The sequence below is a fragment of the Bacillus sp. PAMC26543 genome (genome assembly GCF_014250375.1).
GTDB classification, from domain to species: Bacteria; Bacillota; Bacilli; order Bacillales; family Bacillaceae; genus Bacillus; species Bacillus halotolerans.
Genome location: NZ_CP060193.1, coordinates 853,748 through 879,669, shown reverse-complemented (window position 1 = coordinate 879,669; position 25,922 = coordinate 853,748). Strand labels below are relative to the sequence as shown.

The window sequence follows — 25,922 nt, the reverse complement described above, 5'->3', positions numbered from 1 at the left end:
ACACCTTCAAGTTTGAAAACGGATAGTTGTTATCCGAAATAAGACTTGGAGGTGTTTTTTTGTATGGGAACAAGAATGAGTTATCCGATTGAAGTCAAACAGAAGGCTGTAGAAATGAGATTGGCAGGCGTGCCTATGAAAGAGATCATGCAGGAATTGAATATCAGGAATAAGACGCAGGTTCAGACATGGGTTAGATGGCATAAAGCTGGGGATACACATCGATTCGAACAGCCTGTTGGTAAGCAATACACTTACGGAAAAGGTCCGGAGTATTCTTCCGAATTAGAGAAACTGCAGGCAGAGAACCGTTATCTGAGACAACAAAATGAAGTTTTAAAAAAGTACAACGAATTGGAAAGGAAGTTGATAGCCAAACGTCAGTCGAACTTGTAGAAGTATTGCACGGCACAATGACCGTACAGAATATCTGTGTTCATTTAGGTATCTCACGAGCGTCTTATTATCGTTGGAAGAAGAACCTGATGAAAGATCATCCCAAGCGCCATTTGGAAAAACAAATCGGCACGTTGTGCCGAGAGCACAAGTATCGATATGGATATCGAAAAATTACAGCTATATTAAAAAAGGAAATGCGTATTAACCATAAAACGGTTCAGCGTATCATGCAGAAAAATCAGTGGCAGTGCCGGGTTAAGGTGAAAAAGCGCAAGAAGAATGGGCAGCCATATGCCGTGGTTGATAATATATTAGATCGAAACTTTCAGTCCGATCATCCTCTTGAAAAACTAGTAACGGATATCACGTATTTGCCTTATGGACAGAAACAATTGTACCTTTCCAGTATATTGGATGTATACAATGGAGAAGTGATTGCTTTCACGATTGGAGATAAGCAGGACACAGACTTTGTCTTAAACACACTTGATCAACTGCCAACACTGCCTCAGAACTGCGTGTTACATAGTGACCAAGGATCTGTGTATACATCTTATGAGTATCAGAAAGCTGTTAAAACAAAAGGCATTACCATGAGCATGTCCCGCAAAGGGACGCCCGCTGATAATGCCTCCATCGAATCGTTTCATTCCTCACTAAAGTCTGAAACGTTCTATCTTAACAGCATTAATCGAACCACGACCGCCATCGTAGAACGCACTGTCAAAGAATACATTTATTATTATAACAACATTCGTATTCAAACGAAACTAAACAGCCAATCACCGATAAGCTATCGGCAATTGGCTGTTTAAAAGGTGTTTTGATCCCTGTCTCAAAAACGGGGGTCAGTCCCCCCGATGCCAGCTTTTTTTCTTGGAATTATTCGCCGCCTTCTAGCATTGCGGCTTCCACATCATTAATATATTGGCGAAGCTCATGAGAGATGTCCCGGGAAATTTCCCGCTCCTCAAAGAGCGTCTGAATCTCATTTCTGATCGCCTGCACAGCCTTCAGCTTCACTTCCAGCTTCTGATTTTCAAAATGGGCGTTCGATTTATGTTCGTGATGGCTGTGCTCCAATCTGAAAATTAATTGTTTATAAAACGAGATGACCGAGAAAAATACTTCCTTATGTTCTTCCGGTATATGCTTTTCCAAATGTCCTATCGCAGCTTTAGCCGTTTTAACCCTAGTTGCTCTCATTAATCCCTCTTCGTTTAAAATCGACATCTCCGGCTTTTTATGTTCTCCGAAGAAAATCCAATACATCAGACGTTTCAGCCTTGTTTTTGATAAACCGACTTTAAACGGGTTGGCATACAAAATTTCCAATTCATTAAACCGTTCTTGCAGAGCATTTGCCGTTTCTTCCGGGATGTCTCCCCGCTCCAGCAGTTTCATCAGTTCTTCTTGCTCGGCTTTAATCCCTTGAGCGCGGACTTTCCGTTCATACTTTTTTATGCGGGTTGACGTTGTATATTGCTGAAAACGAAGGTTTTTCATTTTCTCATTGTATTCGGCAATGACCGCAAGAGACGCCGTTTTGTTTGTATCATTCATGTCTTCTTTAATCGTTTTGAGAGCCGTTTTAATCAGCTTGCGTCTCGCCGTCAGCAGCTTCTTATTTTTTTCTTCGTCCTCTTCTTCTTTTTCAGTCAGAAGCGGAAGCACGAAGGTGGCAATAACAAGCGTGCATAAAATGACGCCTGCGGCTAAAAAGAGAATCAGATTTCTTTCCGGAAACGGTGTGCCATCCTCCAGGAAATATGGGATGGAGAATGAACCTGCAAGCGTAACCGCTCCCCGCACACCTGAAATGGAAATTAACAATGTAGAACGAAGTCCCGGCTTATAAATGGTTTGATCTTTATTAAAGAACCACTTGCCGTTCCAGAAGAACAGCACCCACAGAAATCTAAGAAGCATTAACGTAAATGTAATGACCAGAATATAGCCGATCACTTTCATGTTGCTGATCGCTGTATCGTTAAAAATCACCGAAATGACATCCGGAATTTGTGTGCCAAGGATGACAAAGACAAGACCGTTCAAAATAAATAAAATAATGTTCCACGTACTCGATGAGACGATTTGCAGCTTCACCATCGTCGATTCGAGACGGTCCTGTTCAACCGCATGCGTAATACCGCCCGCCACAACGGCTAAAATGCCGGAAACACCGATTTCCTCCGCTGCCAAATAAATCACAAAAGGCGTCAGAATTTGAATCAGCATGTGCATCGTGACATCCTGCATGCCAAGGCGGCGCAGGAATAGACGAAAGCGGATAATCAAGAACGAAATGACAACCCCGCACAAAAGGCCGCCAACAGAAATAAACACAAAGCTGACAGCTGCTTGCGCCAGTGAAAATGCCCCGGTAACCGCTGCGGCAATCGCAAATTTAAAGGCGACCAGACCTGATGCATCATTCATCAGCCCTTCCCCTTCAAGCAGGCGCAGAATTCCTTTCGGCATCTTCACCCTTCCTGATAATGCGCTGACAGCGACAACATCAGTCGGTGAAAGAATGGCTGCCAGCCCAAAGGCCGCTGCCAGCGGAATATCAGGAATCATCCAGTGGATCGTGTATCCTCCTACAATCACAGTCGCAAATACAAGGCCAAGTGCAAGCAATAAAATGGGAGCTCTTAAATTCCAAAGCTCAGCCCGAGGCGTCCTCTTTCCATCATTAAATAGAAGAGGCGCAATAAACAAGACGAAAAACAATTCCGTGTTTAATTCAAAATGAAGCCCCTGTGGAAATGAGGCGGCAATAATCCCAAGCGCCACCTGAATCAGAGGCACTGGAATAAACGGGATAAACCGATTGACAATGTTAGAAATCGCAATAATAGCCAGTAAAACAAGGACGACTAAAAATATGTCCAAATGCATAACCTCCTTAATCTGCTGCGTATCTGCATGATGAGTTGATCAATATTTGTCCGAAGAGGCTGAGGCTTGCAAAAGATAAAGGATGGCCTTACATCCAATACTGGATTCCGCAGGAGTCTCCTCCACACTAGTCTTCTTTTATAGTACCCTTTTTAGGGTATTTTTTCTCATGATATGCTCATGGTGAACTTTTTTGCCGCAAAGCAAAATCAAAAAGAGACAGGGCAATCCCCCTGTCTCTCATCTCAATTATGAAAATTCATCCCGTCAGTTGTCGCTTTAATGATACCGGCGCGAATGACGAAATCACCGAAGTGCTCACCTTCCTCGCGTTCTTTCGCATAGCGGGAAAGCAGGACGCGCAGCTCGTTCAAAATGTCTTCTTCTCCGATATTTTCGCGGTACATTTTGCTTAAGCGGCTGCCGTCAAACGCAGCGCCTAGATACATATTATATTTGCCAGGCGCCTTTCCGATAAATCCGATCTCTCCGAGCGCATGGCGGGCGCAGCCGTTCGGGCAGCCTGTCATGCGAATGGTAATTTCCTCATCACGAAGACCGTTTTCGTCAATAATCTCATCCACTTTATCTAAAAGGGACGGCAAATAACGTTCTGCTTCAGCCATCGCCAATCCGCAGGTCGGAAGAGCAACACACGCCATAGAGCTGCGGCGCAGCGCTGTATAATGCTTTCCGTCAGTTAACCCGTATTGATCGATTAATGCGTTGATTTCATCCTTTTTCTCGCTTGGAACATTACCGATAATCAAGTTCTGATTGGCTGTCAGACGGAAATCGCCTGTATGAACTTTAGCAATTTCACGCAAGCCTGTCATCAGCTTATAATCTTCGTAATCCGTCACACGGCCGCCTTCGACAAACAGCGTAAAATGCCATTTATCCTCAATGCCTTCCACCCATCCGTAGCGGTCGCCGTTATGATCAAAATGGTACGGCTTCGCTTCTTCCAGGCTCCAGCCGAGACGGTTTTCCAATTCCTCTTTCACTGTTTCCAAACCGAGGCGGTCAACTGTGTATTTGAAACGGGCATTTTTACGGACGGAACGGTTTCCGTAGTCACGCTGAATCGTAATTGTTTTTTCAGCAACGTCATACATTTGTTCAGGGCGGCAGAATCCAATTACCTTGGCTAACTGCGGATATGTCGCTTTGTCGCCGTGCGTCATTCCCATACCGCCGCCGATTGCCACGTTAAAACCGATGAGCTTGCCATCTTCCACAATTGCAATGAATCCGAGATCCTGCGAAAAGACGTCAATGTCATTTGACGGCGGAACCGCAATACCGATTTTGAATTTCCGCGGCAGGTAAAGCGGCCCGTACATCGGCTCGACTTCTTCTGCGTCAGGCGTGCCGGCCACTCTTTCCTCATCAAGCCAAATTTCATGATACGCTCTTGTTCGGGGCAGGAGATCATCACTTAATTTTTTGGACCATTCGTATACTTCAGAATGGATTTCAGACTGGTAAGGATTCGATGCGCACATCACATTCCGGTTTACGTCCCCGCAAGCCGCGATTGTATCCAGAAGAGCCGAATGGATCGTCTGAATGGTTTTTTTCATGTTCCATTTTAAAATCCCGTGCATTTGGAACGTTTCACGCGTCGTCAGCTTTAGGGTGCCATTACCGTATTTCTGCGAAAGATCATCCATCACGAGCCATTGCTCAGGCGTCGATACGCCGCCCGGCATACGGACGCGCAGCATGAACTGATAGGCCGGTTCAAGCTTTTGCTTTTGGCGTTCATTGCGGAGATCGCGGTCATCCTGCAAATAACTGCCGTGGTGTTTCATCAGGCGGTTGTCATCATCCGGAATTCCCGCACTGATCCGATCCAGCATCACTTCTTTTAGTGTGCCGCGCAAATAATCGCTTTCTTCTTTAATGCGCTCGACGTCACTTGGAGAGCCGTCCGGTGCTTTTAAGATTTTGGTCACCATGTTGAAAAACTCCTTTCAGGTCAAATCAGTATACATCACGCTGATAACGTTTTTGCTGTTGCATATCGGCAAGATAAACTTCCGCTTCTTCACGGGTCATATTGCCTTCTTTTTCTATAATTTCTAAGAGTGTGTTATGGACATCGTGTGCCATGTGCTTTTCATCTCCGCAAATGTAAACAGCCGCTCCTTCTTGAAGCCATTCAAACAGTTCTGCGCTCTGTTCAAGCATGCGGTGCTGCACATACACTTTTTCTTCCGTATCGCGTGAGAACGCTACGTCCATTTTTGTCAGCACGCCATCTTTCAGCCAATTCTGCCACTCTGTCTGATATAGGAAATCTGTGACAAAATGCTGATCACCGAAGAACATCCATGCTTTTCCTTCAGCTCCCGTCTCCTCGCGCTCCTGCATAAAGGAACGGAACGGCGCAACGCCTGTCCCAGGGCCGACCATGATAATCGGTGTTTCAGGATCCTTCGGAAGCTTGAAGTTCTGATTATGCTGGACATAAACCGGCAGTGTGTCTCCCGGCTGCAGACGCTCCGCACATAAAATTGAGCAGACGCCTTTTCGTTCGCGGCCATGCGCGTCGTACCGAACTGCACCAATCGTTAAATGCACTTCATCCGGGTTTGCAGATAAGCTGCTCGCAATTGAATAGAGGCGGGCCGGCATTTTTCGAAGAATGGATACAAACTCCTGCGCCGTTACACTAAACGGCCCATAATCCCGGATCAGATCAAGCAAATCGCGCCCTTCCATATACGCTTTCACTTTACCCTCATTTCCCGGTGCTAAAAGCTCTCTAAGCTCCTCGCTTCCCGTCAAATGAGCAGCCTGTTCAAGAAGCGGCTTTGTGAGAACAGTAATTTCATAATGAGAAATCAGCGCTTCTTTCAGCGGGCGGACATCGCCTTGCTTATTCAGCGTCACAATTTCTTCGGGGTCCCAATTCATTTCCTGAAGCAGCGCATCGACAAGCTCCGGATCATTTTCCGGATAGACGCCGAGGCTGTCACCAGGTTCATACGTAAGGCCTGATCCTTCAAGAGACAATTCCACATGGCGTGTTTCTTTATTTGATCCGCGGCCGTTTAAATTTAAATTTTCTAACACTTCCGCCCGAAACGGATTTGTTCTTGAATACGCAGATTCACCAGTTTGAGGCGCTGCGGCCGGCGCAGGCGCGGCGCTTCCGCCCTCGGCTTCACTTAAGCCCTCAAATACGCTTTCCAGCCATTCAGCAGCCGGCTCATCATAATCCAAATCACAGTCAACGCGCGGAGAAATTCGTTTCCCGCCAAGCTCTTCTAAGCGCTGATCAAATTCTTTTCCTGTCTGACAGAAGAATTCATATGAACTGTCACCAAGCGCCAAAACAGAAAAGCGAAGATCATCAAGCTTAGGCGCCCGTCTTCCGTGCAAAAATTCGTGAAACGACAGCGCGTTATCAGGCGGCTCACCTTCGCCATGCGTACTGACGACAATCAGAAGATTGTTAATTTTCTTGAGCTGGTTCGGCTTAAAGTCGCTCATGGATGAAACGGTGACTTGAAAGCCTCGCTCCTCAAGCTGCTTGCCGGCGTTCTCTGCAAGCCCTTGTGCGTTTCCCGTCTGTGAACCGTAAAGGACGGTGACTTCTTTTGAAATGGCCGGTGCCGTTACACCCGCAGACACAGCAGCCGGCGCCCCCGATGTTTCCAGGACGGAAACAGATTGCGCTGATAAATAGCCGCTCAGCCAGATTTTCTGAGATTCTGTCAAGGTTGGCAGAAGGCGGTTAAGGAGCTCTGCCTGCTCCTGATTAAACGGACTGTTCATTACCTGAAGTTGCAACGTATCCACCTCACAAAATTGTATAAACTGATCGAAATTGTATCTAATTGAACTTTACCGGAAGACACACCGCAAGTAAAATATATTTACATGATGATAACGATTAAGATTATTAATGATAAAACCCCTTTGTCTCATGTAAATGAAGAAAAAAGAGAAGGCACCCTTCTCTTTCAATCAGCACTCTTATATAAATGAGGGGGCACAGCACTCACAAACGGACTTGGTTCACCGATAGAAGAAACGGTCAGCCCGTGCATGGCCCGGGTGCAGGCAGTGTACAGCAGCCTCCGGTCGTGCTCTGTTCTATATTGTTCTTCTGAGGCATCATAGACAAGTACTGCGTCAAACTCAATTCCCTTCGCTAAATAAACCGGAATAACACAGACTCCCTTTTGAAACGTTTGGTTTTCTTTATGAATCAGCCGAATATCGGTATATTCGCTTATTTGAGCGTGTGCCTGTCTTGACTGCTGCGCCGTTTTGCAAATAACAGCAATGGTTTCATGCCCTCTCTTTCTAAGTCGCCCAATTTCTCGCGTAAGCTTTTGACAAAGATCCTCGCGACCCTCGCTTTTTAACACGCAGGGCATTTCCCCATCTCTGTTAAAAGGCTCAATGTCCGCTCCGTCCTGCAGCAGCGCTTTTGTCAATTCCACAATTTGTCTCGTTGATCTGTACGTTCTTTTTAAACGGACACACTCAGCCTGCTCTTTTTCAAAGCCGGCATCCATACGTGCTGCACCGTTTATCGCATGGGCGTAAATAGACTGATTGATATCACCGAGCACCGTCATGCTGGCAGACGGAAAAATACTCCTTATATACGCCATCTGGAATGGAGAATAATCTTGAGCTTCATCGATAAATAGATGTTTGATCTGCGTGTTTTTCTTTCTGCCTTCTAGCAAATCCTGCAAATATAGAAATGGAGACGCATCCTCATAGAGCAGTTTATTTTCTCCAAATGCCGATCTTGTCAGCTCCCCTATTGCCGCAGTATCCTCTGTTTGAGCTTTGCTTCCCCAGTCAGAAAACAATTGCAGATACAGCTGTTTGACATCAAGAAACGCCAGCTGCCTGACCGCCTGTTTAATTGCTCTGAAGGCCTTTTTTACAATCATGGCGGCAAGCAGCTGCTGTTCTCTCTGATGATCGTTAAATGTACTCTCACTAAACCGTTTCTTTGCCTGCAACTTTTTGTACACTTCCAAATATTCCTCTTTGTCGAGAAGCTCGGCTTCCTGAACGACCCAATCCTTTCGCCGTTCCTTTTTCTCCAGCTTGTTAAGCTCACTCAGCAGCCAATTTGCCGTTTGTTCCATCCGGTTCGGAATGGACAGGCTTTGATCAAGCGAGTAAAAATACGCTTGGACTTGTTCCTTTGTGATCAGTTTTTGTCCGCGGAAAACGATATTTTTAAAGATCATTCCTTCAGAAGACAGCCTGCTGGCGTATTCATCAATAAATTGCTGAAAAGATAAGCCTGCCTTCCACGTGATTCCGGCAAGCCTTGATTGAAAACTGCCATCTTTTGTTTTGGTCAGGCAATATTCCAGCTGATCAAAGGGGCTTTCACATTGAAACTTGCGGCCAAGCCGATGCTCGATATATTCCTGAAACGTCGCCTGTTCCATATTTTCTTCGCCTAATTCAGGCAAAACAGAGGAGACATAGCTGTTAAACAAAAAGTTTGGGGAAAATAAAACGATTTGTCCAGCATCTATTACACCGCGGTGCCTGTATAACAAATAAGCGACACGCTGGAGCGCTGCTGACGTTTTTCCGCTGCCTGCCGCACCCTGCACAATCAGAAATTTGCTTTTTTCATTTCGGATAATCTGATTTTGTTCTCTCTGAATCGTAGACACGATGTTTTTCATTTGTGTATCAGAGTGATGGCTTAATACCTCTTGCAGCATTTCATCGCCGATCGTCATATCAGTATTAAACATCGCTTTAAGAGCGCCGTTTTTAATAATAAACTGGCGCTTCAGCACCATTTCCCCTTCTATCGTTTCGCCGGGAACCTCGTATTCAGCTTTTCCTGGGGAATAATTATAGTAAAGGCTTGATATCGGTGCTCTCCAATCATAAATCAGAAAGTGTTCCTCCTGCTCATCCATACAGGATGCTAAACCGATATAGATCTGCTCCGCCTGTTTCTCGCCGTTTTCAATAAAATCAATCCGGCCGAAATAAGGCGTTGCTTTTAATTGATGAATTCGCTTGAGCTGCTGATCCATATGCCGATGATTCCGTTCCCGATCAGACAGCAGCTCTGCTTGCTGCTTAATGCTTGCCATCGTTTCAACAGCTTCATGGGCGTCATCAAAGTTAACCGTGACATCTTCCCAGAAGTTTTTTCGTAATCCGATAATATCATGCTTTAACCCGCCCGCGGACGTTTCGAGAAGCCGCTCTTTATTCTCGAGCTCCTGCAGTACATCATCTATTCTTGACTGCTCTTCTTTCCATTCCTTATCATGCTGATTCATGAACGGCACCTCCAGAAAATAGTTGACAAACGAAGAAGAAATAATGTAAAATAGAATTGGATATATATTTAATATATGATAAAAACAGGCAAATACAATTTATAATAGCACATTCACCCAACATCGTTCAAGGTTTGGGTTATTTATATGCATAAAAAAACCGATTTCAACTCGAAATCGGTTTTTTTATTTTAAGATTTCACTGTTGTACGTGCTTTTTAAGGTTGCGAATCTTCTCTTTCATCAGTATCGATTCCTATAACATTCAATCTTCCATATGAAAATATATCTTTTTCATTTTAAAAACACACAGAGCTTTGCCGTGTTTATCAGTTCATCTCACGTGAAGAGTGACTAAACTGGCTGTATTATCATCCATATAGCAACTAAAATCAATAGCCTTCCATCCTTGCTATCATACCTATAGACGCAGTAAAATAGTCATTTTTTATCCAATTTCGACATATTTCAACAAAATGAAGTTTCTAATTTGGGAGATTAGGACGATGTTACATTATTTCTCACGGTTTATGATATGAACATGAAGAAAGAACCAGAATAAGCTAGGAGGAAATACTCAGTTAAGAAAAAGCTATATATGATGTTGCTGGCTTTCGTCGTAGCCGTAACAAGTTTTACGGCTATTGACCTAGTAAACAACAAAGCAGAAGCTAAAGATTGGGTTAAAAAAGGTCAAATATGGAGTACTCATTACCATTCGGGCTCATTTAAAAACTATACTTACTCGCCAACTTTTCATATTTATTATCCAGGGCAAGGAACTTGGGCCAACATTACGGCAAACGGATCAGGCAGCGGGAAAATTACAGCAACTCTGCAACAAAAGACAAATAAAGGCTGGAAAAATGTGAAAACTTTTTATGCAAAGAAAAAAGGCTCTACAAATTTAAGTTACAAACAAGCTTCTAAAAGCTACAAAACAAATTACAGATTCAAATTCACTAACACAGGAACTAAAAAGACCATCAGCTATACATTTTGGGCTACTTATTAATTTCAAACAACTTTGCTCTGCGCGGTCAGCATTTGAAAAGACTTTGATCCAGCTGGCTGCAATAAAAAAACCTCTCCGACATGGATGAGGTTTCTTTTATTTACTGGCTATCTAAGCGAAAATAACGGTTTGGCAGCTTCCAATTAAACATATAAGAACAAACGCGGCATACGACGAGCACAAAAAACAGCCCGTATAAACCGATCGAGTTTCCGGTCCAGCCCAAGCCGACGATTAAACCGCCGAGCGCCGCCCATACCGCATAGATTTCCGCTTTCAGCACGAGCGGCTTGCGTCCGGCAAGCAGGTCTCGAATGATTCCTCCGCCGCTTCCCGTCAGCACCGCAGCCACGATAACGGCACTAAGCGGATGCCCCATTTTGACGGCGTACAGGGCGCCTTGAATAGCGAAAGCTGCAAGACCGATCGCATCCGATAAATTTCCCCATTTGTTCCAATGCTTCAGCAGCAGCTTCGGAAACAAGAAAACGATCGTGATGGATATCAGAGCGATTTGAAAGTACGCACCCTGCTCCCACAATGCTGACACCGGAACACCGATCAGCAAATTGCGGATCGCTCCTCCTCCAAAAGCTGTGACAATCCCTAATATATAAACACCTAAAATATCATATTCTTCTTCCATTGCAACAATTGCGCCGCTGACCGCAAACGCAATGATGCCGATCACACTGAGCAGCTCCCAAGCCATTCTGATGACTCCCTTTATATTTGTTAAATTTTCTGACGACCTCTAGATTTTATAACCGCTTCAGCTTAAAATCAATAACATTTTTATGATAAAAAAAGATAAATTTAGAGGGAAAACAGTAAACGCCGATCAGCATGAGTCTGCCGCTGGCAGTGCCTATCATTTGTACCGTAAAAAAAGCGCCCTGCATTCGGGACTGACCCCCGTTTTTGAGACAGGGATCAAAACACCTTTTAAACAGCCAATTGCCGATAGCTTATCGGTGATTGGCTGTTTAGTTTCGTTTGAATACGAATGTTGTTATAATAATAAATGTATTCTTTGACAGTGCGTTCTACGATGGCGGTCGTGGTTCGATTAATGCTGTTAAGATAGAACGTTTCAGACTTTAGTGAGGAATGAAACGATTCGATGGAGGCATTATCAGCGGGCGTCCCTTTGCGGGACATGCTCATGGTAATGCCTTTTGTTTTAACAGCTTTCTGATACTCATAAGATGTATACACAGATCCTTGGTCACTATGTAACACGCAGTTCTGAGGCAGTGTTGGCAGTTGATCAAGTGTGTTTAAGACAAAGTCTGTGTCCTGCTTATCTCCAATCGTGAAAGCAATCACTTCTCCATTGTATACATCCAATATACTGGAAAGGTACAATTGTTTCTGTCCATAAGGCAAATACGTGATATCCGTTACTAGTTTTTCAAGAGGATGATCGGACTGAAAGTTTCGATCTAATATATTATCAACCACGGCATATGGCTGCCCATTCTTCTTGCGCTTTTTCACCTTAACCCGGCACTGCCACTGATTTTTCTGCATGATACGCTGAACCGTTTTATGGTTAATACGCATTTCCTTTTTTAATATAGCTGTAATTTTTCGATATCCATATCGATACTTGTGCTCTCGGCACAACGTGCCGATTTGTTTTTCCAAATGGCGCTTGGGATGATCTTTCATCAGGTTCTTCTTCCAACGATAATAAGACGCTCGTGAGATACCTAAATGAACACAGATATTCTGTACGGTCATTGTGCCGTGCAATACTTCTACAAGTTCGACTGACGTTTGGCTATCAACTTCCTTTCCAATTCGTTGTACTTTTTTAAAACTTCATTTTGTTGTCTCAGATAACGGTTCTCTGCCTGCAGTTTCTCTAATTCGGAAGAATACTCCGGACCTTTTCCGTAAGTGTATTGCTTACCAACAGGCTGTTCGAATCGATGTGTATCCCCAGCTTTATGCCATCTAACCCATGTCTGAACCTGCGTCTTATTCCTGATATTCAATTCCTGCATGATCTCTTTCATAGGCACGCCTGCCAATCTCATTTCTACAGCCTTCTGTTTGACTTCAATCGGATAACTCATTCTTGTTCCCATACAAAAAAACACCTCCAAGTCTTATTTCGGATAACAACTATCCGTTTTCAAACTTGAAGGTGTTTTTTATTTGTCTCATCTTATGGGGTCAGTCCCTTCGCGGGCGCTTTTTTCTTATTCAGATTTTTCACCTTTTAAAAGGCACATAAAAATGATGATCAGAATAAAAGCAATCAAGGCCAGAAACGGAATGGTCACAAAACCAAACCAGTTAATATATTGGCCCGAGCAAGGCACACCGCTTACACATGGCTTGATGCCGCTAAAGCCCGGCACTTTTTGCTCCAGATAATGCATAATCGAAATAAATGCGCCGATAATTGCCATCGGCAGCACATACTTTTTCACGCGTGTGTCACCCTGAAAGGTGGCGATTCCTAAAATCAGAACGAGCGGATACATGAGAATACGCTGATACCAGCACAGTTCACACGGGATGAACTTTCTGATTTCACTGAAATACAGGCTGCCCAGCATGGCGATAAGAGCAACAACCCAGGAAGCATATAAAAAAACAATTCTATTTTTCATGCGCTTACTTCCCTTTCAGCTCTTTTTCTATCGTTTCTTTAATTTCTTCATAATTCGAAAAATTACTGATCACTTTATCATTAACATAAATCGTAGGCGTTGCGTTTATGTTCATTTTATGATTAAGGTCCGAATCCTTTTCCACTGCAGAAGCAAATGTTTCCTTATCAAGATTGTCCTTCAGCGTATCAGGATTTACCTTTGTCGTGCTTTTTGCGATATCACCGAGAACCGCTGGCGTTACCCATTCCTGTTCTGTGTCCGGCTGCTTGTCAAACAGCTTTTCATGAAATGCCCAGAAAGAATCAGGATCTTCTTTCCATACTTCCTCTGAGGCAAGAGCCGCTAACGTTGAGCCTTTTCCATGGAACATGACGTTCACGAAAGAAAATTTCACATCGCCCTTGTCAATAAAGTCTTTTTGGATTTTAGGGAAGATGTCGCTGTTAAACATCTTGCAAGACGGACATTTATAATCTCCGAATTCCACTACCGTTACCGGTGCATCATTTTTGCCAAGCACAGGCTGGCCTTTGATAGACGGCTGTCCCGACACTGCTTCGTTGCCTTGCTCCGTTTTGTTATTAATGATGACAATTGCTGCTAACAAGACAACAACGACAACCGTAAGGATGACCGCGAATTTCGCAGAAGACTGCTGTTTCTTTTTCACTCCGACACCTCATCGTTTTAAAATTAAAAAAGAAGCGGATCTCAATTGACCCACTTCTTTATTTTAACAAGACAACCGTCTATAAGAAAAGCCCGAAATAGTGAATTCTCTCCGACAATTATCTTATTTTGAGGCGCATCACGCGCATAGCGTTTGCAACAGCGAGAAGCGTAACACCGACATCTGAGAAAACCGCCTCCCACATGGTCGCAAATCCAAACGCTCCGAGTAAGAGGAAAATGGCCTTAACACCTAAAGCAAATCCGATGTTTTGCCACACGATTCGCCGAGTCCGTTTTGCAATCCGAATCGCTTCCGCTATTTTTGACGGCTGATCTGTCATCAGCACAACATCCGCGGCTTCTACAGCTGCATCTGACCCGAGTCCGCCCATCGCCGCTCCAATGTCCGCGCGTGCAAGCACCGGAGTGTCATTAATTCCGTCACCGACAAAAATGAGTTTTTCATTCGGGAGCAGCTTCGATTCCAATGCTTCTACCCGCTCCACTTTTTCCTCCGGCAGCAGCTCCGCATAAACCTCGTCGAGGCCGAGCTGTTTTCCGACTGTTTCTCCTGTCTGTTTTGAATCGCCCGTCAGCATGACTGTCTGTTTGATACCGAGCGATTTCAAATCTGCGATCGCTTGTTTTGCGTCTTCCTTTACTTCATCTGCTATGATGATCGCCCCGGCATAGCGCTGATCAATAGCCACGTGAACAATTGTACCGGCGTTTTCATCCGGGACGCTCTCAATCTGCTCTCTTTCCATCAGCTTCTTGTTCCCCGCAAGGATTTCTTTTCCGTTCACCTTTGCGAAAATACCGTGCCCGGATATTTCCTCATATGACTCGATTGTGTCCGGGGAAAGCGGCTTCCTATAGGCTTTCCGCACAGATTCTGCAATCGGGTGCTGAGAGTGGAGCTCAGCGTATGCCGCGGCTTTGAGTAAAGTCTCCTTCGAAAAACCTTTCGCAGGTTTGATCTCTGTCACTTCAAAGCTGCCTTTTGTCAGTGTGCCTGTTTTATCAAACACAGCGTATTTGACTTGATGTAAGGCTTCTAAGTAATTGCTTCCTTTCACAAGCACCCCGGCCTTCGAAGCTGCGCCGATTCCGCCGAAGAAACCGAGCGGAATGGAGACAACAAGGGCGCATGGGCATGAAATGACTAAGAAAATAAGCGCGCGGTACACCCAATCAGAAAGTAAAGCGCCAGGAATAAACAGCGGCGGGACAAATGCCAGCAGGGCGGCGATAATGACGACAGCCGGTGTATAATACTTGGCAAACTTCGTGATAAAGTTTTCGGTCCGCGCTTTACGGCTGCTCGCATTTTGAACCAAATCTAATATTTTGGATACCGCGGAATCCTGATAGCCTTTTGTTACTTCTATATGCAGAACGCCGTTTTGATTGATAAAGCCGGACATGACTTCTTGTCCTTCTGCCGCTTTTCTTGGTACAGATTCTCCTGTCAGCGCTGATGTATCAACCATCGCCGATCCCTGCACAACCTTTCCGTCCAGCGGTATGCTTTCTCCCGGGTTGACGACAATGATATCTCCTGTCTGCACGCCCTCCGGAGAAACGGTCTTGATGCCGTCTCCTATTTTCATATTGGCGTAATCCGGCCTGATATCCATTAATGCACTGATCGATTTTCTAGAACGGCTGACCGCGGCTCCTTGAAACAGCTCGCCGATTTGATAAAACAGCATCACAGCAACGCCTTCCGGGTATTGCTGAATTAAAAAAGCGCCGATTGTAGCAAGAGCCATTAAAAAATGTTCATCAAACACTTGTCCGCGGCTGATATTTTTGACCGCTCGAACGACAATGTCTCCTCCGATTATCAAGTAGGCGGCGAAAAATAATAAAAATTCCAGCATTGGGCCGGCATGAATCAAATATGCCGCCGCTCCGAGAAGGACCGCTGCTGCCATTCTGATCAGCATATTGATCATTCTTTTTCGATAACCGTCATCTGCTGATTTCTTTTTATGTTTCGGACGAACTGTTACATGAGGATCAATTGATTTTACTTTTTTCTCGACCTTATTGGTGACCCATTGTTCTTCTTTGCCATCGGCTGAGACAGTCAGTGTGCTTGCTGCAAAGCTAACCGCGCATCCGTCAACGCCTTTGATGCCTTTGACGCCATTTTCGATTTTTTGTGCGCAGTTGCTGCAATCCAAACCGTCCAGAACATATTCCCGCGTCACTTGTTTCATTTGTCTCACCTTACCTTCCGATTTAGGGTTCCCTCATCAAAGCATATGAATGAGTGTGAGTATCAAAATTACATATATGAGCATATACTCATATAATAGTTACATCTATTATATGGTGTTTTCCAAGAAAGTGTCAATGAAAAATAAAAACCGGCAAATCACCGGTTTTTATTTTACTTTTTGCAGACGCAGCGCATTCAGAACAACAGATACAGAGCTAAAAGCCATTGCCGCTCCCGCTATCCATGGCGCTAAAAATCCAAGGGCCGCGACTGGTATGCCAAGACTGTTATAGCCAAGTGCCCAGAATAAGTTTTGTTTAATGTTTTTCATCGTAAGTCTGCTCATACGGATGGCGTCCGCAATACTGTTCAGATCGCCGCGAATGAGCGTTATGTCCGCTGTTTCCATCGCGATGTCGGTGCCTGTTCCAATGGCCATGCCGATATCCGCTGTGGCAAGCGCGGGTGCATCGTTGATGCCATCACCGACCATTGCCGTCTGGCGTCCTTCTTTTTGCAGGCGGGAGATTTCCGCTGCCTTTTGCTCAGGAAGGACCTCAGCAATGACGCTGTCAATTCCAGCTTCCTTTGCTATCGCTTCTGCCGTTCTGCGATTGTCCCCGGTCATCATGATGACATCCAGACCCATCTCTTTCAGACGGGTGACTGCCTCCCGCGACGTGTCTTTTATCGTGTCGGCAACCGCTACAAGTCCCGCTGCTGCTCCATCAATGGACACGAGCATCACCGTTTTTCCTTCTCCTTCAAGCTCCTCCATCCGAGGAAGAAGAGCCTCATGCTCAATCCGTTCGCTCTCCATTAACCGTCTTGTGCCGACGAGTATCGTTTTGCCTCCGGCTTCGGCTGAAATACCAGCGCCTACTTTCGCTACAAAATGGGTGAGCTTCGGTATCTCCAGCCCTTTATCTTTCACACCGGCAACGATCGCTTCGCCCAGCGGGTGTTCCGAGCCCGTCTCAGCTGCTGCTGCGAACCGGAGCAGCTCTGTTTCTTCAAAGCCATCGGCCGGAATGGCATCAGTCAGCTTCGGCTTTCCATTTGTCACTGTTCCGGTTTTATCGAGAACAATGGTATCAAGGCGATGTGTTTTTTCTAAATGCTCTCCGCCTTTAAAAAGAATGCCGAATTCAGCCGCCCGTCCGGATCCTGCCATAATGCTTGTCGGGGTGGCAAGACCCAGTGCACATGGACAGGCGATGACGAGAACCGCAATAAACTTGCTGATCGCTTCAGCAAAATCACCTGGAGACGCCCAAAGATACCAAATAAGGAACGTGAGGACGGCGATCCCCAATACAATCGGCACAAAAATGCCTGATATCTGGTCGGCGAGACGCTGGATCGGCGCTTTTGATCCTTGTGCTTCCTCCACAATTTTGATGATATGAGAAAGCGCTGTTTCTTTCCCGACGTTAACAGCCTTGATTTTCAGGAAACCGTTTGAGTTCACAGTCGCTCCTGTCACGCTGTCACCGGGAGATTTGTCAACGGGAAGACTTTCTCCTGTAATCATGGATTCATCTACAGCCGAGCGGCCTTCCAGCACCTCTCCATCGACAGGAATTCGTTCGCCTGGTTTGACATGAACAATATCACCAACAGCCACTTCATCTATCGGGATGATTTGCTCCTGTCCGTCTCTTACGACCGCCGCTGTTTTGGCTTGCAGCTTCATGAGCTTTTTAATGGCATCTGATGAGCGCCCTTTCGCCTTCGTTTCAAACAGCTTTCCTAACAAAATGAGCGTCAGCAAAATCGCGCTTGTTTCATAGTAAAGGCCGTCAGTATGCCCATGGGAACCGAGGCTTCGAATCGTAAGATAAAGACTGTAAGCATAAGCAGCCGTTGTTCCGAGTGCAACCAATACATCCATATTGGCGCTTTTATTTCTGAGCGCCTTATATGCGCCGACGTAAAACGGCCAGCCGATCAAAAACTGCACCGGGGTCGCAAGGGCAAATTGCATCCACGGATTGAGGAATAAATCCGGCACCCAAATGAACGAAGTAAATGTAAAATGGCTCACCATCGCCCACAGCAAAGGAAATGACAGAATAGCTGAAAAGATCAGTCTCGCTGTTTGCTGCCGTTCTTCTTTCTTTTTGGAAGCAGCGGCTTCGCTATCCTCATCGCCTTTCAGCTTAAGTTGATATCCGAGCTTATCAACGACTTCTTTAAAATCGCTGACAGCCGCTTCTTTTGGGTTGTATTCAACTGTTACAGTTTCTAAAGCAAAGTTCACCGGAGCATTTGTAACGCCCTCTAATTTGCTAAGCCGCTTTTCAATCCGATTGGCGCATGCCGCACAGGTCATGCCCTCGATATCAAACTCAGCTTTTTCCGTTACGACGTGATAACCCAGTTTTTCTATTTTTTCTTGGATTGCTTCTGTTCCTGTTTCAGCAGGGTCATAGGTGACATTTGACGTTTCCGTCGCCAGATTCACATTGGCATCCGTGACACCAGGCATCCGCTTCAGGCCTTTTTCAATTCTGGCGGCACACGCCGCACAAGTCATGCCAGATACTTGCATTGCAATTTCCTTTTGCTCACTCAATACACTCACTCCTTTATATACACCCGGGGGGTATATAAAAATGAAAGAAATATCGCGCCTTGATGAAGGCGCGATACCGTGAATCAGTTGGCTACATCATAGCCTTGGTCTTCTATCGCATCCGCAATGTCTTTGACTGACACTTTGCCGGCATCAAACGTGACATCAACTTTCCCCGCTTCAAGATTGACATGAACAGTACTAACCCCGTCCAGTTCTCCCACACTCGTTTCAACTGCTTTGACGCAGTGCTGACAAGACATGCCTTCAACTTGCAATGTTTTTTGTTCCATATGAATTCCTCCTGTTTATTCGATCTGTTTTCATCCTACCATACCCCCGTAGGGTATTACAATAATAAAACATCATTATTTCGCTAATTTTTTAAATACGTCTAATAGCTCAGAAATGGCTTGGTCCCCGTCTCCGCTTTTGATGGCGTCTGCTACGCAATGATGGGCGTGATCTTCAAGCAAGTGGAGAGCCACTTTTTGCATTGCCGCCTGAACAGCTGAAATCTGCACTAGAATGTCAACACAATATCGATCGTTTTCCACCATATTTTGAATGCCTCTGACCTGGCCTTCTATCCGTTTCAATCGGTTTGTAATTTGATCCTTTTCTTTCGAGCTTTTATGGTTTAATGCTTTATGTTCATTATGCTTCTCCATGCGCACACCTCTGTTTCATATATTAATTCCCATTATACTGATTGTCCAAACCGTTGTCTAAGCTTGCGGCGGCAAAAAAATCCACTATGCAGGTTTTACCATTTGAAGATAAGGGTATATACCTTTATCAAAGCACTTTTAAAAGGGGAGAAGAAAAGTGAATACGATACAGGTAGGGATATTAGGGTACGGACTGTCAGGCTCGGTCTTTCACGCGCCGCTGCTTGCCGTTCTGGACGAGTATCATATCAGCAAGGTGATGACATCGCGAACGGAAGAGGTGAAGCGTGATTTCCCTGATGCCGAAGTAGTGCATGAGCTTGAGGAGATGACAAATGATCCGGCAATTGAGCTTGTCATCGTCACCACTCCGAGCGGCCTGCATTACGAGCACGCATTGGCATGCATTCAGGCGGGAAAACATGTCGTTATTGAAAAACCGATGACAGCCACTGCTGAAGAAGGGGAGAAATTAAAAAAAGCGGCCGACGAACGAGGCGTCTTGTTAAGCGTATACCATAACAGGCGATGGGATAATGACTTTTTAACAATTAAGAAACTCATTGATGACGGGTCTCTAGAAGATATCAATACATATCAGGTCTCCTATGACCGATACAAACCTGAGATTCAAGCAAGATGGCGGGAAAAAGAAGGGGCTGCCACCGGTACGCTGTATGATCTCGGCTCTCATATCATAGACCAGGCCCTGCATTTATTCGGAATGCCTAAAGCTGTAACCGCAAAAGTCATGGCTCAAAGAGAACATGCTGAAACCGTTGATTATTTTCATCTGACAATGGATTACGGCAAGCTCCAAGCCATTCTATACGCCGGATCAGTCGCCCCGGCAAACGGCCCGCGTTATCAAATTCACGGACAGCAATCAAGCTTTATCAAATACGGGATTGACGGACAGGAGGATGCCCTCAGAGCCGGTAAAAAACCGGAGGATGACAGCTGGGGTGCGGATGATCCCGAGTCTTACGGTCAGCTGACAACTGTTCATGGCGAGAACAAAAAAACAGAAACCATTCCATCAGTTAACGGCTCTTACCTTACCTATTACCGCAAAATAGCAGACAGCATACGTGAAGGCGCGCCGCTGCCTGTCACAGCTGAAGAGGGAATTGATGTCATCCGGATCATTGAAGCGGCTGTGAAAAGCAGTGAAGAGAAACGGACCATTTCGTTAGAACAATAAATAAAGCCTCCCTTTATACGGGGAGGCTTTTTCATTAGAATGTTTTTCCTGCTTCTTTTGCACGGGCAATCGCATCTTCTTTGATTTGCTGTGCTTTGTCAGGCTCTGCATTATGACCCTCTACGAAAATGCCATCGAAGGATGGAACGCCGAAGAAGTTCATCATGATGCCAATGTAACGGTGGCCCATTTCCATTTCAGCCGCAGGGCCTTCTGAATAATAGCCGCCGCGCGCTTGAATGTGAATCGCTTTTTTATCAGTTAACAAGCCGATAGGACCTTGTTCAGTATATTTAAAAGATTTTCCTGCTACTGCAACTGAATCAAGGTACGCTTTCATCACCGGCGGGAATGAGAAGTTCCATAATGGCGTGACGAACACATATTTATCAGCAGATGCAAATTGATCGCTAAGCTCTCCTAAACGGCCCACTTTCGCTTTTTCGTTTTCAGAAAGTGCATCGCCGGACTGGAGCTTGCCCCAGCCGCTGAATACATCAGCATCAATGTGAGGAATGTTTTCTTTGTACAAGTCGATATGTACAACTTCATCATTTGGATTTGCTTCTTTGTATGATTCGATGAACGCTTTACCGGTTGCCATGCTGTAAGAAGTCGCTTCATCATGCGGGTGAGCAGTGATATACAATACTTTTGCCATTTTTACCAGCCCTTTCAATTTTAAAATTACACATCCGTTATTATCATTCAGACGCGTCATGATTATTCTTTATCTCTTAAACCTTATTATAGGTGCAATAAAAATTGCTTTCAAGTAAAATATCTCGAATTAAAGATTTTTTTCAAACCCGTACGAACAGCTTACTTTTCATAAGCTGTTCGCAAACCTGTATACAATGTGTAGAGCTCCCCGCTGATTCGCGGATAATACGGAAAACGCGGCACTTCTACAACAGCGGGCGGCATTTTCATCAGTACTGATTGCTCAGCCTGTTCAAAAAACGCTCTCAATTGGTTTATTTCTTCTTCAGAAACCGGAGAGGACGGGCGGTGATGGGCTTGAGCCGAGAGCAAATAATAACCTAAGTGCTGTACTCCAGAGATCGCCGGCCACAGCGTATCCGCTTTCGCTTTTGGAAAATCTCCAAGTGCTTTATCATATGCATCCCGAAGCCTGACTAAGCTCACTCTAAGCTGATGTCCGTCTATTTGCTGTCCGGCTAACAGTTTCTCCATAAACTGCCCTTCCAGCCTGATCACTTCCCTCATGTATTCAGGCAGGCGTTTTGCTGAAAAACGTCTCCACAAAAGCATCGTTCCCAATAGGCCAATTGTGCTGCCGACAGCCACATCGGTCAGCCTCGCCGCTATAAAATAACCGGCCCCCAAGCCGCCATGCATGCTTTCTGTGATAACAAGCGCGTTTGCGGTCAGAAAAGGAACAGCCAAAGCATAATTGCGGACAATCAGCATTTCAAGAAGAAATTGAAGCATTGTGATACATAAAGCGATATACACGCCGGATGGCTTAAAGAACAGGATCGCTCCTGCCAGCATCACGCCAATTACGGTTCCTGCCGAACGCTGAATGGCTCTTTGCAGCGTAAAGACAACAGTCGTGCCCAGCATCACCGCCGCTGCCGAGAGCGGAATCCAGTAAGAACGGTGAAAACCGAAAGCATTGGCAAACAAAGCCGCCGCAAACAGCACAATCCCATACTTTAATGCCCGAATCAAAACAGGTGACTCCCAGTCAAAGGCATTTCTCAGAAAGTAATAGGAGGATGGCAGACGGCTTGGCTCCGCGTCCGATGGATCATCATTCTGTCCTGAAGCGATACTCAACACCTCGTTGATTTCTTCATACAGCTTCCGGGCTGGCTCCGCTTCATCCTCCTGAATAGGAAACGCATCGGAAACACGAGATTGCCCCAGCATGTCGGCAGTTTGGCGAAGTGCCTTTGCGATCTGCGCCTTATCTGCGTTTGGTGTTTCGGCAGAAAAATGAATGATCGAGATGAAGAGATCATCCGCTTTTTCCAGCAAGCGGATAAAACGTTCATCATGAGGCGATTTTCTCCATCTATTCCCTTTGCCGAGCACCGTTTGACGGGCTGTTCTCAGCATCAGCACGGTCTGATGCTGCGCGTTATGAAAATCAGGAGTTCCGACATCGGAAAGGCAGGATGCAAGCTGGCGGTATGTTCTTTTCAGCACTGTATTTTCCGGTCCATGCCTGTTATTGATCCAGCCAATCAAGGCGATTCCTGTGGCGAAAAGCCCGCCGGCAAATGTCAGTCCCGCTCTGAACGGAGCTTCTGAAGGATCTGCCGGCAAACCCGAGCTCACCAAAAAGGCAAGGACAAAAAACATCGGTGCTGGCCCTTGTATCCCAAGCGCGCCAAAAATAAACATTGCAGCTGCCCCGATAAGCCCCAGAACAGCCGCCATGCTCCAGAAAGTCCCTGCCAAAAGCGTCCCTAATCCAAACGATGCGGCGATCCCCAATGAAACTAACAGCAGCTTCAGAATACGTTTCGTATACGATTCCCCGCCTGCATATAAAAAAACAAAGCCGCCGATGCTAGCGGTCAAACCGAAATCCGTGTGTCCCGACAATGCGCCGACAAACACAGGAAATCCTGAAGCGACGCCTGACCCGATTGCCTTTTTCCATGGGAAAGGGGTTGCATGAATGCGAAAGGCATCCTTGACGACACTTGGCACTGTTCTTCGATTTTGATCAGAAGACTTGTTCATATTACATAACCCTCTTTAACGACATGATGTTGGTCTCTTCCCGTTTATTCGCCATAGTATGCCCAGAAACAGACCCATCTTCTCATTGGATATGCTCTCATCAAAAAAGACAGAGACATATCTTCTCTGCCTTCATTACACAAGTTTTTTCGCAATGTCATGCATTGGTTTGATCCAGTTGCTGTATGTCAGCTCAGCCGCCTGTTTCCGGTTCTTCTCCTTATATGCCTGAATGATTTGGTTATGTTCTTCAATAGAATTCTGCGGAGACTTGAAAAAAAGGTACTCAAGCCGAAGAATATGCATGTGAAGAACTGAGGTAAAATTGCGGATATATTCATTATCAGCCGCCTCAATTATCACATCATGAAACGCTTTATCAATGCCAAGCACTTCATAGATTTCGTTTCGGTCAATTGCCGCTTTCATTTCGTGATTGATGGCTGTCAGCTGCTCTATATGAGACGAATGAATGTTTTCAATTGCCAATTCGGCAGCGGTGGACTGGAGAGACGCCATCGGCGGATAGACTTTGAAGACATCATTTTTTTCAATCTGTGAAATTCTTGTTTCTTTCCCCGGAGACATTTCAACAAACCCCTGCATCTCTAATAATTGCAAAGCCTCTCTGACCGGTGTTCTGCTGACGCCAAGCGCTTTGGCCAACGCATCGTCATTCAATTTTTCTCCGGGCACAAGCACTCCTTCCACGATCCACTTTTGAATTTGCTCAAAAGCAAGCTTTTTGGCAGTCTGCCGTTTCGGCTTTGGGGCATTGGACGGTATCGGCACAAAGCATCACCTCTGAATATGATTTTGGTTTTTTAATGCTGCCGTTTTGCCGGCACTTTTCTTCTGTGAAAGGACAAAAATCATGACTAAAATGCATGCCGCTCCTGCTGCTTGAAACAACCCAAAGGACACGCCAAGCCAAAGAATAGAAGACGCGACTGCGGCAACCGGCTCAGTGCATCCCAGCATGCTCGCTTCTTGCGGGAATAAATATTTCAAACTTTCTAGGTACATGCAGAATCCCAATAACGTTCCGAAAATAACAATAAAAGCCACCGATACAATTCCAGAAACCGTCCAGCCTTCTGCCTGTACAGCCCAAGGCGGATGAATAAAGCTCATGCCGACGCCCCCGATCAGCATCCCCCAGCCAATGACGAGAGCCGACCCCCATGTTTTCAGAAGAGAACTGGAATACAACGTATAGAAGGCAAGCGCGCCAGCAGAAAGAAGACCCCATACGACAGATAAAGGAGAAACTGTTAAATTACTGATGTTTCCATTCGTCAGCAGCAAAAAAGTGCCTGCTAAAGCCAATAATAGCCCCAAAAAATCGGAAAACTGAAATGAATTCTTTCGGGTCAGAAGCAAATACAGCATAATCAGAACAGGCGCTAAGTATTGAAGCAGCGTAGCCACCGCTGCGTTTCCGGTTCCGATTGAAGCTAAAAATGTATACTGAACACCCAGCATGCCGGCAATCCCGAAAACAATAAGCTGGACAGCCGCTTTTTTATCTTTCCATATGCCCCAAACTGCCCTCCTGTTTTTACCGGCGAACACAATAATCAGCACCAACAGGCCTGATAACAGTAAACGCACCGTTACAAGCCACTCCACCGATACATCACTCGTTTCAAATAAATGCTGGGCAACCGTTCCCGATAATCCCCAAAAAGCAGCTCCGACAATCACCATTAAAAAGCCGTACAACCGTTGTTTCTGAGTCGCCAACGTATATCCTCCTGACATGTAATATGCAATATATTACATATTATATCGTTTTACTTTTCAGAAAACAAAATGTTTTCTGAAAATAAAAACAGTGTTACTCGCACTGCTTAGATAAAAGTCTGTGAATAAAAAATAAAGGATAAATCAAAAGGTATCCATTAAACAGCCACCATGCAAGATCAAAATCCCCGCTAAATGTCCAGAATGATAAAGCCTGAAGGCCTGAACAGAAGGTCAGCACAAGAGAAATCAGCGCCATCTGCCTCCATATTGCTCTTTTGACGCGCTGCAAATACAAGCTGTACAAACCAGTAATGGAGATTAAGATATCCAAGGGAAAAAAGGACCAATTCCAGGCGATCATAAACGGATCTTGATAATGTGTAAAGGCCCAGCTTTCCGGCATTAATGAAAAGCCGGCAGACAGCCAGTACAATATAAAACCGATATCCGTCACGAGAAAGAACAGTTTCATCACTCTCATGTTACTGCTCACTTTTATGTACCGTTTGAGACTCCGCCCCTTGATCGATCAGGTTTAAAGACACAACACCGACAATAATCAGCCCGATTGAAATCAGTTTCATGACACTTATATTCTCTTGAAAATACAAAAACCCGATAACTGTGATCAGGACAATGCCCATCCCCGACCAGACAGCGTAAGCAACAGATACATCGATAGATTTGAGCGTAAGCGTCAGAAAGAAAAGACTCCCGCCATAAAAAAACAGCAATAGCACACTCGGCAGAAGCCTCGTAAAACCCGATGAAAGCTTCATACTGACTGTTCCGGCAACTTCAAATAAAATGGCCAAACATAAAAACATCCACTGCACGCGCCACCAGCCTC

21 protein-coding genes are annotated in these 25,922 nt (G+C 45.3%); 3 read left to right on the top strand and 18 right to left on the bottom strand.

What is annotated here, in order from left to right:
• Positions 1-63 precede the first annotated feature (63 nt).
• Positions 64-1,214, top strand: a protein-coding gene (locus H7F27_RS04320; RefSeq protein ID WP_127695692.1) for an IS3 family transposase whose coding sequence is annotated in 2 segments (ribosomal slippage) — positions 64-337 and positions 337-1,214 — 1,152 coding nt in all. Because the reading frame shifts where the segments join, the coding sequence is not laid out codon by codon here.
• Positions 1,215-1,281: 67 nt separating this feature from the next.
• Here the strand turns inward: H7F27_RS04320 and H7F27_RS04315 are convergent.
• The 4 genes from H7F27_RS04315 to helD all read right to left on the bottom strand — a co-directional run bounded on the left by H7F27_RS04315 (position 1,282) and on the right by helD (position 9,602).
• Positions 1,282-3,294, bottom strand: coding sequence for a Na+/H+ antiporter (locus tag H7F27_RS04315; RefSeq protein WP_101859956.1), 2,013 nt, complete (start codon positions 3,292-3,294; stop codon positions 1,282-1,284).
• A gap of 251 nt (positions 3,295-3,545) precedes the next feature.
• Positions 3,546-5,264, bottom strand: a complete 1,719-nt coding sequence (gene cysI / locus H7F27_RS04310) for an assimilatory sulfite reductase (NADPH) hemoprotein subunit (RefSeq protein WP_024122835.1) — start codon at positions 5,262-5,264, stop codon at positions 3,546-3,548.
• A gap of 25 nt (positions 5,265-5,289) precedes the next feature.
• Positions 5,290-7,104 carry an assimilatory sulfite reductase (NADPH) flavoprotein subunit gene (locus H7F27_RS04305; RefSeq protein ID WP_185848630.1) on the bottom strand — a complete coding sequence of 605 codons (1,815 nt, stop codon included), beginning with the start codon at positions 7,102-7,104 and terminating at the stop codon, positions 5,290-5,292.
• 173 nt (positions 7,105-7,277) lie between these two features.
• A complete protein-coding gene (gene helD / locus H7F27_RS04300; protein ID WP_185848629.1) occupies positions 7,278-9,602 on the bottom strand; it encodes an RNA polymerase recycling motor HelD in 2,325 nt (774 codons plus the stop codon).
• A gap of 598 nt (positions 9,603-10,200) precedes the next feature.
• Here helD and H7F27_RS04295 point away from each other — a divergent pair.
• A complete protein-coding gene (locus H7F27_RS04295) occupies positions 10,201-10,617 on the top strand; it encodes a hypothetical protein (protein ID WP_185848628.1) in 417 nt (138 codons plus the stop codon).
• Positions 10,618-10,717: 100 nt separating this feature from the next.
• Here the strand turns inward: H7F27_RS04295 and H7F27_RS04290 are convergent, their stop codons facing one another.
• The 8 genes from H7F27_RS04290 to csoR all read right to left on the bottom strand — a co-directional run bounded on the left by H7F27_RS04290 (position 10,718) and on the right by csoR (position 19,398).
• Positions 10,718-11,329, bottom strand: coding sequence for a trimeric intracellular cation channel family protein (locus H7F27_RS04290; RefSeq protein ID WP_024122838.1), 612 nt, complete (start codon positions 11,327-11,329; stop codon positions 10,718-10,720).
• Between the two features lie 233 nt (positions 11,330-11,562).
• Positions 11,563-12,713 (bottom strand): IS3 family transposase gene (locus tag H7F27_RS04285; RefSeq protein WP_127695692.1). Its coding sequence is split into 2 segments (ribosomal slippage): positions 11,563-12,440 and positions 12,440-12,713, totalling 1,152 coding nucleotides; the frame shifts between segments, so codons are not numbered across the junction.
• 114 nt (positions 12,714-12,827) lie between these two features.
• The gene (locus H7F27_RS04280) at positions 12,828-13,244 is read right to left on the bottom strand and encodes a disulfide oxidoreductase (RefSeq protein WP_024122840.1); all 417 of its coding nucleotides are present in this window, start codon (positions 13,242-13,244) and stop codon (positions 12,828-12,830) included.
• A 4-nt stretch (positions 13,245-13,248) separates the two neighbouring features.
• Positions 13,249-13,917, bottom strand: coding sequence for a disulfide bond formation protein BdbD (locus H7F27_RS04275; protein WP_024122841.1), 669 nt, complete (start codon positions 13,915-13,917; stop codon positions 13,249-13,251).
• 118 nt (positions 13,918-14,035) lie between these two features.
• A complete protein-coding gene (locus H7F27_RS04270; RefSeq protein WP_185848627.1) occupies positions 14,036-16,147 on the bottom strand; it encodes a heavy metal translocating P-type ATPase in 2,112 nt (703 codons plus the stop codon).
• A 168-nt stretch (positions 16,148-16,315) separates the two neighbouring features.
• A complete protein-coding gene (gene copA / locus H7F27_RS04265; RefSeq protein WP_185848626.1) occupies positions 16,316-18,727 on the bottom strand; it encodes a copper-exporting P-type ATPase CopA in 2,412 nt (803 codons plus the stop codon).
• 83 nt (positions 18,728-18,810) lie between these two features.
• The gene (gene copZ / locus H7F27_RS04260; protein WP_185848625.1) at positions 18,811-19,020 is read right to left on the bottom strand and encodes a copper chaperone CopZ; all 210 of its coding nucleotides are present in this window, start codon (positions 19,018-19,020) and stop codon (positions 18,811-18,813) included.
• A gap of 75 nt (positions 19,021-19,095) precedes the next feature.
• Positions 19,096-19,398, bottom strand: a complete 303-nt coding sequence (gene csoR, locus H7F27_RS04255) for a copper-sensing transcriptional repressor CsoR (protein WP_024122845.1) — start codon at positions 19,396-19,398, stop codon at positions 19,096-19,098.
• Positions 19,399-19,555: 157 nt separating this feature from the next.
• On the opposite strand from csoR, the gene H7F27_RS04250 reads away from it, so the two are divergent.
• Entirely contained in the window at positions 19,556-20,602 is a 1,047-nt protein-coding gene (locus H7F27_RS04250) for an oxidoreductase (protein WP_185848624.1), read from the top strand.
• A gap of 34 nt (positions 20,603-20,636) precedes the next feature.
• Here the strand turns inward: H7F27_RS04250 and azoRB are convergent, their stop codons facing one another.
• The 6 genes from azoRB to H7F27_RS04220 form a co-directional block, all read right to left on the bottom strand.
• Entirely contained in the window at positions 20,637-21,263 is a 627-nt protein-coding gene (gene azoRB, locus H7F27_RS04245; protein ID WP_024122847.1) for an FMN-dependent NADH-azoreductase AzoRB, read from the bottom strand.
• Between the two features lie 161 nt (positions 21,264-21,424).
• Positions 21,425-23,323, bottom strand: coding sequence for an FUSC family protein (locus tag H7F27_RS04240; protein WP_185848623.1), 1,899 nt, complete (start codon positions 23,321-23,323; stop codon positions 21,425-21,427).
• 135 nt (positions 23,324-23,458) lie between these two features.
• Positions 23,459-24,115 (bottom strand): GntR family transcriptional regulator, encoded by a 657-nt coding sequence (locus tag H7F27_RS04235; protein ID WP_185848622.1) that lies wholly within the window; start codon positions 24,113-24,115, stop codon positions 23,459-23,461.
• 6 nt (positions 24,116-24,121) lie between these two features.
• Positions 24,122-25,069, bottom strand: coding sequence for an EamA family transporter (locus H7F27_RS04230; RefSeq protein WP_185848621.1), 948 nt, complete (start codon positions 25,067-25,069; stop codon positions 24,122-24,124).
• A gap of 94 nt (positions 25,070-25,163) precedes the next feature.
• On the bottom strand, positions 25,164-25,553 hold the full coding sequence (locus H7F27_RS04225; RefSeq protein WP_185848620.1) for a YvaD family protein: 390 nt from the start codon (positions 25,551-25,553) through the stop codon (positions 25,164-25,166).
• A 1-nt stretch (position 25,554) separates the two neighbouring features.
• Entirely contained in the window at positions 25,555-25,908 is a 354-nt protein-coding gene (locus H7F27_RS04220; RefSeq protein ID WP_185848619.1) for a DMT family transporter, read from the bottom strand.
• Positions 25,909-25,922: the final 14 nt, after the last annotated feature.